General features: G+C 69.9%; 9 protein-coding genes. 5 read left to right on the forward strand and 4 right to left on the reverse strand.

Features of this window, described 5'->3' with window-relative positions; translation table 11 throughout:
* Positions 1 to 89 precede the first annotated feature (89 nt).
* Positions 90 to 533 carry a hypothetical protein gene (locus ACFWP5_RS21980; protein WP_384158950.1) on the reverse strand — a complete coding sequence of 148 codons (444 nt, stop codon included), beginning with the start codon at positions 531 to 533 and terminating at the stop codon, positions 90 to 92.
* Positions 534 to 571: 38 nt separating this feature from the next.
* Positions 572 to 1732: a hypothetical protein gene (locus tag ACFWP5_RS21985; protein WP_384158953.1), complete on the reverse strand. Its 1161-nt coding sequence runs from the start codon at positions 1730 to 1732 to the stop codon at positions 572 to 574.
* 435 nt (positions 1733 to 2167) lie between these two features.
* Here ACFWP5_RS21985 and ACFWP5_RS21990 point away from each other — a divergent pair, with 435 nt between their 5' ends.
* The 4 genes from ACFWP5_RS21990 to ACFWP5_RS22005 all read left to right on the forward strand — a co-directional run bounded on the left by ACFWP5_RS21990 (position 2168) and on the right by ACFWP5_RS22005 (position 7353).
* Complete coding sequence (locus tag ACFWP5_RS21990; protein WP_384158956.1) at positions 2168 to 3619, forward strand: alkaline phosphatase PhoX; 1452 nt, start codon at positions 2168 to 2170, stop codon at positions 3617 to 3619.
* Positions 3620 to 3973: 354 nt separating this feature from the next.
* The gene (locus tag ACFWP5_RS21995) at positions 3974 to 5557 is read left to right on the forward strand and encodes a TROVE domain-containing protein (protein WP_384158959.1); all 1584 of its coding nucleotides are present in this window, start codon (positions 3974 to 3976) and stop codon (positions 5555 to 5557) included.
* A gap of 84 nt (positions 5558 to 5641) precedes the next feature.
* Positions 5642 to 6289: a GntR family transcriptional regulator gene (locus tag ACFWP5_RS22000; RefSeq protein ID WP_384158962.1), complete on the forward strand. Its 648-nt coding sequence runs from the start codon at positions 5642 to 5644 to the stop codon at positions 6287 to 6289.
* Between the two features lie 47 nt (positions 6290 to 6336).
* Positions 6337 to 7353, forward strand: a complete 1017-nt coding sequence (locus tag ACFWP5_RS22005) for a 1-aminocyclopropane-1-carboxylate deaminase (protein ID WP_384158965.1) — start codon at positions 6337 to 6339, stop codon at positions 7351 to 7353.
* A gap of 24 nt (positions 7354 to 7377) precedes the next feature.
* Here ACFWP5_RS22005 and ACFWP5_RS22010 read toward each other — a convergent pair whose 3' ends face one another.
* Positions 7378 to 8811, reverse strand: coding sequence for an MFS transporter (locus tag ACFWP5_RS22010; RefSeq protein ID WP_384158968.1), 1434 nt, complete (start codon positions 8809 to 8811; stop codon positions 7378 to 7380).
* A 147-nt stretch (positions 8812 to 8958) separates the two neighbouring features.
* On the opposite strand from ACFWP5_RS22010, the gene ACFWP5_RS22015 reads away from it, so the two are divergent.
* A complete protein-coding gene (locus ACFWP5_RS22015; RefSeq protein ID WP_384158971.1) occupies positions 8959 to 9537 on the forward strand; it encodes a TetR/AcrR family transcriptional regulator in 579 nt (192 codons plus the stop codon).
* A gap of 49 nt (positions 9538 to 9586) precedes the next feature.
* Here the strand turns inward: ACFWP5_RS22015 and ACFWP5_RS22020 are convergent.
* Positions 9587 to 10271 (reverse strand): TerD family protein (locus ACFWP5_RS22020; RefSeq protein ID WP_384158973.1); only part of this gene is annotated, 685 nt, incomplete at its 5' end.

Below are 10271 nucleotides of genomic sequence, written 5' to 3' on the forward strand. Positions count from 1 at the left end.
ACCCGGGGGGGCCCCCGGGGGGGTTTTTCGCGGGGGGGGGGGGGGGGGGCGGCCCCCCCCCCCCCCGCCACGCTCAGTCGTTCACCACCTCAGCAGTGGTACACCGTCGTGTGCTTGAACGACGACGTGTCTCCGTTGAAGCCGTACGTCCCCCGATACGCCGGTGGGTTGTGGAACTCGCCGACGATGGTGACCGTTTCGGTGCCACCGCTCGTGCGCTTGGCGTCCAGGCGGATCGTCTCGCCCATGAAGCCGCCCGTGATGTTCCAGGGGCCGCCGCTGATGGTGCCCGTGATGTGGCCGCCGATGATGACGTACGGATAGGTGTTGGGGTTGTACATCACCTCCAACTGCCAGGTGACCGCCGCCTCGTTGTGCAGTTCCAGCTTCGCGGTCGTGGACACCGCCTCCGGTGACACCTCCCGCTGCGGCGCGAACGCCTCGTCGCGCGTCTTGACCTCGGCGCCCTGCGCGTTGTGGAACCGGTGCTCGGCCGAGGCCGCGCCCTTCTGCCTGCGTGCCTGTGTGGTCATGGGGAAATCCCTCCTCCTGTACGGAGATTGAGTGACCGTCAGGCCAGTTGCTCGGCGAACTCGACGCGCAGCAGCGCGCGCACGTTCTCGATGTGGTTGGCGATCGTCACCACGGAGGACCCGGCGAACAGCAGCCCCAGTGCGACGTTGTCGAGCGAGGTGACCAGGGAGCCCGAGTCGCCGCCCGCCGAGATGTTCGTCGTGAGGATCTGGTCCTTGAAGCGGGCCGTGCCCGCTGTGCCGTAGTTGACGTCGATCGTCGCGTCGGTCGCGATGATGCGGCCGAAGCTGATGTTCGTCGTACGGCCGGTCTTCTTCACCAGGTCGCCGACCGAGACGTTGGCCTTGCGCCGCCAGGCGCGCGGCGCACCGCTGAAGTGCTGCTCACGGGTGGCGTCCTGGAAGTCCACGGCGCCGAGTGCGCAGTCCACCACGTTGTTGTGGCGCTCCACCGGGATCTGCGGCGCGAACTGGATCGGGATGAACCGGTCCAGGGTCGCGATGCGGTCCGCCGGGTCCGTGCCGCCGTCGTACGCGCCGGGCTGCAGGATCGGGCTGCCCAGTTGGGCACGGTTGCAGTCGGCCAGTACATGGTTGTTGGAGAGGACGTAGAACTTCGCGGGTGTGCCGAGGCCGGGACCCGGCGGGTCCACGGAGGCGCCCGGCAGGAAGTCGTACACCACGCTGCCCAGCGTGCCCGCGGTCACCTGTACGTTGCCGACCGAGACACCGCAGGGCGACGGACGCATACGGCGCTTGAGGAGCTGCGGCTCGAACTGTCCGAGCCCGCCGAGCTCTTCCAGCAACGGCTGTGTCAGGCCCGCGAGTTGCTCGGCCGTACTGCCGTCGCTCCGGTAGGTACCGCGGTCCTCGGAGCGGCTCGCTGTCCTGCGTTGCTGCTGCTGACGCTGTGCGGCGACATGGCCGACCGCGACGACGTCGGTGGGGGTGCCGTCGTCCATCGTCCGCGGGATGACATCCCGCTCGGGGAGCTGGGACTCCGGAACCTTCTGGGTCACGAACACCAGCACGGCCGCCTCGCCCGTGGCCTGTCCGTCGATCCACTTCACGCCGTGGCCGAAGCCGACGACATTGGCCAGCGGCGACTGCGGCCGCAGGAAGTCTGAATTCGCTTGCCGGCGGGAGCTGTCACTCAGCTGGCCGCCGGTCGGTCCTCGCATCATCTCGGGCTGGCTCACGCCAGACCACCTCATCAGATCACGGCTCTTGGTCCCTTATGGGCTGCGGCGATCGCGCCTTCTCGAAAGGGCCGTTCCAGGGGGCACTTCCCGCTCACATGGGCCGGTTTCGTGAACCGGCCTTCGGGGGTGTGCTCTTCAGGTCTATTGCTGAGGGCAGGCTGAGTCAAGGCAATCTGAAATGAATCACGAATTTCGCCCTGATCCATCCGTTCCATCCCATCCACACCTTTTGACCTTGCTTTCTAAGCGCCGGCCGGTCGATTCTTCGGGTGGGGAGGACTTTTGGGTCTCGTGGGGGAGCGCATACGGATTCATGGAAGAGAGGCAGGTGAAGTCGCCTGGTGTTCAACTCCCGTTCAGACCTGGGCGGAAGCGTGGCGCCGACCGAGGTCCGCCACCCTCCACGGCTCACCCACCGTCACAGGAGACACCATGTCGCTCACCCGCAGGGACTTCGCCACAAAATCAGCGGTCACCGGGGCCGGGGTCGCGCTGGCGGGCAGCGTCGGCGCCCTCGCCACCGCACCGAACGCCCTCGCGTCCACCGACACCGAGGCCGAGGAGTCGGCGGCCGACCACGGACACGGGCACGTCGGCGTCGGCTACGGCCCGCTGGTCGCCGACCCGGACGGCCTCCTCGCCCTGCCCGCCGGCTTCAAGTACCGCGTCATCACCTACAGCGGCAAGACCAAGCTGGAGTCGGGCGAGTTCACCCCCTCCAACCACGACGGGACGTCCACCTTCGACGGCCCGCGCGGCGCCACCCTCCTCGTCAACAACCACGAACTGGCCGGCCCCCGCGCCCAGTGGCCCCACCCCGTCCCGCTCGCCGAGGGCCTCGTCTACGACCCCGCCGCGGCCGGTGGCTGCACGGTCGTCGAGGTCCGCCGCGACCACGTCGCCGAGTGGGTCGGCATCGCCGGCACCGCCACCAACTGCGCGGGCGGCAACACCCCTTGGGACACCTGGCTCACCTGCGAGGAGACCGAGGACAAGGCCGGCACCAACGGCTTCACCAAGGACCACGGCTACGTCTTCGAGGTGGACCCGGCGGACCGCCGCGCCAACCGAAACCCCAAGCCCGTCAAGGCACTTGGCCGCTACGCCCACGAGGCGGTGGTCGTCGACCCCAAGCGCGGCCACCTCTACCTCACCGAGGACGCGTCCGGCCCCAACGGCCTCCTCTACCGCTGGACCCCGCCGGAGCACTTCCACCACGGCCGCGGCAAGCTGCGCACCCTCGCCGACGACGCGGGCGTCCTCCAGGCCTTCAAGTGCTTCGACTCCGGCGGCAAGTTCATCGACGACCTCTCCCGCGCGACGAAGATCGGCACGGTGTACGGCGTCGACTGGGTCGACGTCCCCGACCGCGACGCGAAGACGGTGTCGGTGCGGAAGCAGTTCGCCACCGGCGAGGTCACCCGCGCCCGCAAGCTGGAGGGCATGTGGTGGGGCGACGGCGGCACCTACATCGTCTCCTCGTTCGCCCGCACGGAGAGCCCGGTCCAACACGACGGCGCCGTCTGGTTCTACGACCCCAAGCGCCGCACCCTCACCCTCAAGGTCCTGATCGGCGTCAACCCCGACCCGTCCGTGGACGGCGCGTTCGACGGCCCCGACAACATCACCGTCTCTCCCTACGGCGGCCTCGTCATCGCCGAGGACGGCGAGGGCGTCCAGCACCTGTTCGGCGCGACCGACAGCGGCCGCACGTACCCGATCGCCCGCAACGAACTCAACATCGGCACCGAAGAGAGGCCGGAGTACAGCGAGTTCACGGGCGTGACCTTCTCGCCTGATGGCCACACGCTGTACGCGAACATCCAGACGCCGGGGATCATGCTGGCGATCACCGGCCCCTGGAAGCGCCAGAAGCGCGGCTGAACTCCCCGGCGGATTTAATTGGTTGGCCCCGCCAGAGCTGCGCCTCCTACTCTGAGATCACAACAGCACGCACCTCCCGGTGCGCAGGCGGCGGTTACTTCGTTGCAACCGAAAAAGACACCGCAGCCGTTCTTGATCTCGGGAGGCGCAGCTCATGGTGGGTGCCCGGTGCGCAGGCAACGGTTACTTCATTGGATCGGACGGTTGCGGGTTCGAGCCCCGTCATCGACTTCGGGTCGGTGTAGCTCAATTGGGTAGAGCATCTGGATAAGTCCGTCGCCGCCTTCTGAACTCGGGCACCCACCTTTCGCTGCGTCTTCCTCCGAAACACCAAGGAATTCGGGGGAATTCACCATGGCGCGATTCAACACCAAGGCGGCGAAGGCTCAGCCCACCTCGCGCGTCACCTCCACGGGCCGAGTGCTCCGTACGTACCAGGGCGGCCGGGGCCGTGAGCGCGACGCGCGCTCCGAGCTCTTTCTGCTCGCCGTCGCCAACTTCGTTGCCCAGCAGACCTTTTACGAGACCGGCGACGACCGCGACGACCGCTTCGCCACCCTCGTGCGCGAGCTCGCCGTCACCGACCCGGTCTGGACGGCCGGCCTGCTCGGCTGGCTGCGCGGCGAGGGCAACCTCCGCACGGCCTCCATCGTGGGCGCCGCCGAGTACGTGAAGGCCCGCCTCGACGCCGGCGCCACCGACGGCCCCTCGAACCGACGGGTCGTCGACTCCGTGCTCCGGCGCCCGGACGAGCCCGGCGAGCTGCTCGCGTACTGGACCGCGCGCTACGGCCGCAACATCCCGAAGCCCGTCAAGCGCGGTGTCGCCGACGCCGTCCGACGTCTCTACGGCGGCACGTCGCTGCTGAAGTACGACACCGCGTCCAAGGGCTACCGCTTCGGCGACATCCTCAACCTGGTGCACGCGGCGCCGGACCCGGACAAGGCGTGGCAGGGCGAGCTGTTCCAGTACGCGCTGGACCGCCGGCACCACCCGGACACCGCCGTACCGCCCGCGTCGAACCACGTCCTGACCGCGCACCGCGAGCTGATGGCGCTGCCGGTCGCGAAGCGGCGCGCGGTCGTCACGGCGTCCCACGGTGCCGAGCGGCTCGCGGCGGCCGGGATGACGTGGGAGGCGCTGGCCGGCTGGCTCCAGGGACCGATGGACAAGGCGGCCTGGGAGGCGGTCATCCCGTCCATGGGCTCGATGGCGCTGGTCCGAAACCTGCGCAACTTCGACGAGGCCGGGGTCTCGGATGAAGTCGCCGCGCAGGTGGCGGCGACGATCAGCGACCCGGCGGAGGTCGCGCGCTCGCGGCAGTTCCCGTTCCGGTATCTCGCCGCGTACCGGCACGCGCCCTCGCTGCGCTGGTCGTACCCGCTGGAGCAGGCGCTCGGCCACTCGCTGGCCAATGTGCCCGCGCTGCCGGGCCGCACGCTGGTACTCGTGGACCGCTCGGGTTCGATGTTCTACTCGCGGCTGTCCGAGCGCTCGGAGCTCAACCGGGCCGACGCGGCGGCGATCTTCGGTACGGCGCTCGCGCTGCGGGCGGCGGACGCGGACCTCGTCGAGTTCGGCACCACGAGCAGGCGCCTCGACTTCGGCGCGGGTGAGTCGGTGCTCAAGATCCTGGGCCGTTTCGGTGACCTGGGCGGCACCGACACCACCTCGGCGGTCCGCGCGCACTACCGGGGGCAGGACCGGGTGCTGATCGTCACCGACGAGCAGTACGAGTACAGCCGGCACGGCGACCCGACCGAGCAGGTACCGGCCCGCGTGCCGGTCTACACCTGGAACCTCGCCGGGTACCGGCCGGGCCACGGCCCGTCCGGCAAGGCCGACCGGCACACCTTCGGCGGCCTCTCGGACGCGGCCTTCCGGATGGTGCCGCTGCTGGAGGCAGCCCGGGACGCGGACTGGCCCTGGGCCGCCTGAGAGCCGAGGCGTGGCCCGCACTTCCACGGGGGGTGCGGGCCACACCCTTGCCCGACGGGAGATTGACATCTAACATTTCAGTTCATGAACGCCCTACGGCCCGTCCCGCGCACCCTGCTCAGGGACCGCGCCTACGAAGCGATCCGCGACGCCATCGTGGCCGGGGAGATCGAACCCGGTGCGGTGGTGCGTGACGCCGAGCTGGCGGAGCGGCTCGGGCTGTCGCGGGCGCCGGTGCGGGAGGCGTTCTCGCGGCTCGTGGACGACGGGCTCCTGGAGAGCAAGCCGCAGAGCTACACACGGGTGACGGCAGTCGTGGCCGCCGATGTACGGGACGCGGCGGCTGTCGTCGGCGCCCTGCACGAGTTGGTGACGCGGGTCGCCGTACCCCTTTTGCGGGACACGGACGTTGACGTGATGCGCGCGGCCAACGACCGGTTCGCCGCAGCCGTGCACGCGGGAGACGTGGACGCCGCGCTGCGCGCCGACGACGAACTGCACGACGTCCTCGTCCGCGTCAGCGGCAACCGCGCCGCCGCGGCCACCGTCGCCCGCTACACCCCACTCATCCGCCGACTGGAGCGACGGCGCTTCGGCGAGGGCGGCAACTGCCGTTCGGCGGGCCTGCACGAGCGGCTCATCGAGGCCTGCGCCGACGGTGACGTGGACGACGCGGTCCACGTGACGGCGGAGATCTGGCGCGGCCTCGAAGGCCTCGCCGACACCGACTGACCGGGCCTTCGACTGGCCCACGCCCCCGATCGACCCGGGAGAACCCCATGTCCCTTTCCTCGTACGACCGTTACCCCCTCCTCTTCGGCCCCTCGCCCGTCCACCCGCTGGAGCGCCTCACCGCCCACCTCGGCGGCGCCGCCCTGTGGGCCAAGCGCGAGGACTGCAACTCCGGTGTGGCCTACGGCGGCAACAAGACCCGCAAGCTGGAGTACCTCGTCGCCGACGCCCTCGCACAGGGCTGCGACACCCTCGTCTCGATCGGCGGCGTGCAGTCCAACCACACCCGCCAGGTCGCGGCCTGTGCCGCCCGCGCCGGGCTCAAGTGCGTGCTGATCCAGGAGAGTTGGGTGGAGTGGCCCGACTCCGTCTACGACAAGGTCGGCAACATCCTGATCAGCCGCCTCGCCGGAGCGGACGTACGCCTGGTGAAGGCCGGGTTCGGCATCGGCTTCAAGGAGAGCTGGGAGCAGGCCCTGCGCGAGGTCGAGGAGGGCGGCGGCAAGCCGTACGCCATCCCGGCCGGCGCCTCCGACCACCCGCTCGGCGGCCTCGGCTTCGCCAACTGGGCCCACGAAGTCGCCGAACAGGAGCGGGAGTTGGGCGTCTTCTTCGACACCGTGGTCGTGTGCTCGGTGACCGGCTCCACCCAGGCCGGCATGGTCGCCGGGTTCCGGGCGATCGAGGAGGCGGGCGGGCGTGAGCGCCGGGTGCTCGGCATCGACGCGTCGGCGAAGCCCGCCGAGACCCGCGAGCAGGTGGCCCGTATCGCCCAGGGCACCGGCCAACTGATCGGGGTCAAGCAGGAGTTGACCGTCGACGACGTCGAACTGGACGACCGCTACCACGCCGGCATCTACGGCATCCCGGACGAGACCACCCTGGAGGCGATGCGGCTCGCCGCCCGCACCGAGGGGATGGTCACCGACCCCGTGTACGAGGGCAAGTCCATGGCCGGGATGATCGATCTGGTCGCACGCGGTGAGATCGCCGCCGACTCCACCGTGCTCTACGCCCACCTCGGCGGACAGCCCGCGCTGAACGCGTACAGCGCGCTGTTCTAGACGGTCCCCTCGGTCTTCCTTGTTCTAGACAGCCTCCTCGGTCTTCCTGCCGGTGATCACGAACGCCGACACCAGCAGCGCCGTCAGGGCGATCAGCGCGCCGACGCCGAACGCCCGGGCCGAGCCGTGGACGAGGATCTCGGACGGTGACCCGGTCGTGTGCCGGGTCGCCGTACCGAAGACCGTGACCAGGATGGACAGGCCGAGGGTGCCGCCGAGCCACTGGAGGGTCTGGAGGAGGCCCGACGCGGCGCCCGCCTCGCGGGGCTCGATGCCCGCGAGGATTGTCACGTTGAGGGGCATGAAGCTCAGGCCGACGCCCACGCCCATCAGGAACAGGGGGCCCAGCAGGCCGGTCAAGTAGCCGTCGTCAGGCCGGAGTTGCGACAGCCATGCCGCCGATGTGACGAGCAGGGCCATGCCGGTGAGCAGGACCGGCTTGGCGCCGAAGCGGGCCAGCAGGCGCGGTACGAAGCGGACCACGGTGAACAACGCCAGGGTCATCGGCAGAAAGGCGAAGCCCGCGCGCAACGGGCTGTAGTCCAGGACCCGTTGGCTGATCAGGGTGAGGAAGTAGAACGCGCCGAACATGCCCGCCGGCAGCAGCAGGACGCCCGCGTAGCCGCCCGCGCGGTTGCGGTCGGCGAACAGGCGCAGCGGCATGATGGGTTGGGCGGCGCGGGACTCCACCAGGGCGAAGCCCGCCAGCAGCGCCGCCGCCGAACTGAACCCCAACTGCGCCTGCATATCGCCCCATCCGTCCGACGAGACCCGGATGAACGCGTACACCAGGGAGGTCATGCCGGCGGTACCGGTGAGCGCGCCCGCCGCGTCGAACCGGCCCGCGTGGCGCGGGGTCTCCGCGACGAAGCGAGGCAGGGCGAGGGCGACCGCGATGCCGATCGGCACGTTGATCAGCAGGGACCAGCGCCAGGATGCCCAGGACGTCAGCATGCCGCCGATGACCAGGCCTATCGAGGCACCGATGCCCGCCATGGAGGTGTAGATGCCGAGTGCGTGGTGACGGCGCGGGCCCTCCGGGAAGTTGGTGGTGATCAGGGCGAGCGTGTTGGGTGCGATGAGCGCGGCGCCCATGCCCTGCAGCGCGCGGGCCGCGAGCAGCCAGGCGCTGTCGGTGGCGAGTCCGCCGAGCAGGGAGGAGGTCGCGAAGACCAGGACGCCGATCGTGAGCGTACGGCGTCGGCCGGCGATGTCTCCGACCCGGCCGCCCAGCAGAAGCAGCCCGCCGAAGGCGAGCGTGTAGGCGTTGAGGACCCAGGACAGCCCGGTGGGGCTGAAGTCGAGGTCCTTCTGGATGTCGGGCAGCGCGACGTTGACGACGGTGGAGTCGACGCCGACCATCAGGTAGGAAGTGACGATGACGAACAGGACGGCCCCGAGCCTGGCGGGTCGGGGTGGTGCGGAGAGAGCATCGGTGGTGGTGGACGGGGTGGACATGGAGTTCTCCCGGTCTGGCGTCCCCGTGTGAATGGCGTGCGGGCAGCACGGACTGCCCGTCGACGAACACAGCGATAAGCGGGGACTGTCTCCGTTTAGTACTCGGTAAGATACGGAGACGGTCCCCGGTTCGCAAGGAGTATCTGGATGGCGCAGGTCAGACCCATGCGTGCGGACGCCCGGCGCAACTACGAGCGGCTGCTGAAGGTGGCGGCGGAGTCCTTCGCCGAGCACGGGGAGAACGCGTCCCTCGACGACATCGCCAAGCGCGCGGGCGTCGGCTCCGGGACGCTGTACCGGCACTTCCCGACCCGGCAGGCGCTGCTGGAGGCGGCCTACGTCGACCGGATCGAGGCGCTCGGGACCCGCGCCGACGAGCTCGCGAAGGAACTCCCGCCGGGCGAGGCGCTGGCCGAGTGGCTGTACGAGGTCTGCGTCGGCACGACCCAGGTGCGCGGACTGAAGACCCTGCTGGGCTCGGCCGTCATGGACGGCAGCAAGGTCGCGCTCACCGCCTGCGCGACCTCCATGAAGGGGGCGGCGCAGCGGCTGGTCGAGGCGGCGCAGCGGGAGGGGACCCTGCGTCAGGACATCGAGCCGATCGAGGTCCTGCGGCTGGCCCACGGGGTGTCGACGGCCTCGGAGCTGGCGAACGGGCAGGGGAAGCACATCCGCCGCTACCTGTCCCTGCTGACGGACGGGCTACGGCCCTCGTCCGGGGACTGAAACGCCGGGCGCCCCTCGAAAGGGGCGCCCGCAGCGGTCGTAGAACTGCTTACAGCGCTTGGGCCGACGGCTTCACCATGCCCCTCACCGTGCGGGACTTCACGAAGTCGCCGATCGCGGTCATGTCCCACTCGCCGGAGAACTGCTTGACCAGCTTGGCCATCATCACGCCGGTCTGGGACTCGGCGTTGGTGAGGTCGAAGCGGACCAGCTCCTCGCCGGTCGCGGCGTCCAGGAGGCGGCAGTAGGCCTTGGCGACCTCGGTGAACTTCTGGCCGGAGAAGGAGTTGACCGTGAAGACCAGGCCGGTCACCTCCTGGGGGATGCGGCCGAGGTCGACCACGATCACCTCGTCGTCACCGCCGCCCTCGCCCGTCAGATTGTCACCGGAGTGCTTGATCGCGCCGTTCAGGATCGAGAGCTTGCCGAAGTAGCAGCTGTCGATGTGGTTGCGCTGCGCGCCGTAGGCGATGACCGAGGCGTCCAGGTCGATGTCCTTGCCGCGGAACGCGGGCTCCCAGCCGAGGCCCATCTTGACCTGGGAGAGGAGCGGGCGGCCGCCCTTGACGAGGGAGACCGTCTGGTTCTTCTGGAGGCTGACGCGGCCCTTGTCGAGGTTGATCTTTCCGGCGCCGAGCGGCGGTGCGGCGGGCGGCGGCGGTGAACGCTTCGGCCTGCTGCCAGGTGAGCGGCCGCAGGTCGAGCTGGGCGCCGACGGCCGCGGTCTCCACGAC

Source organism: Streptomyces sp. NPDC058469 (assembly GCF_042721125.1).
Classification (GTDB): Bacteria; Actinomycetota; Actinomycetes; order Streptomycetales; family Streptomycetaceae; genus Streptomyces.

What these genes read in the sequence shown, in the direction of transcription:
- ACFWP5_RS21995 (WP_384158959.1), top strand. Translation starts at nt 3,974, where the DNA reads ATGGCGCGATTCAACACCAAGGCGGCGAAGGCTCAGCCCACCTCGCGC.
- ACFWP5_RS21980 (WP_384158950.1), bottom strand. Translation starts at nt 533, where the DNA reads ATGACCACACAGGCACGCAGGCAGAAGGGCGCGGCCTCGGCCGAGCAC.
- ACFWP5_RS22005 (WP_384158965.1), top strand. Translation starts at nt 6,337, where the DNA reads ATGTCCCTTTCCTCGTACGACCGTTACCCCCTCCTCTTCGGCCCCTCG.
- ACFWP5_RS21990 (WP_384158956.1), top strand. Translation starts at nt 2,168, where the DNA reads ATGTCGCTCACCCGCAGGGACTTCGCCACAAAATCAGCGGTCACCGGG.
- ACFWP5_RS22015 (WP_384158971.1), top strand. Translation starts at nt 8,959, where the DNA reads ATGGCGCAGGTCAGACCCATGCGTGCGGACGCCCGGCGCAACTACGAG.
- ACFWP5_RS22000 (WP_384158962.1), top strand. Translation starts at nt 5,642, where the DNA reads ATGAACGCCCTACGGCCCGTCCCGCGCACCCTGCTCAGGGACCGCGCC.
- ACFWP5_RS22010 (WP_384158968.1), bottom strand. Translation starts at nt 8,811, where the DNA reads ATGTCCACCCCGTCCACCACCACCGATGCTCTCTCCGCACCACCCCGA.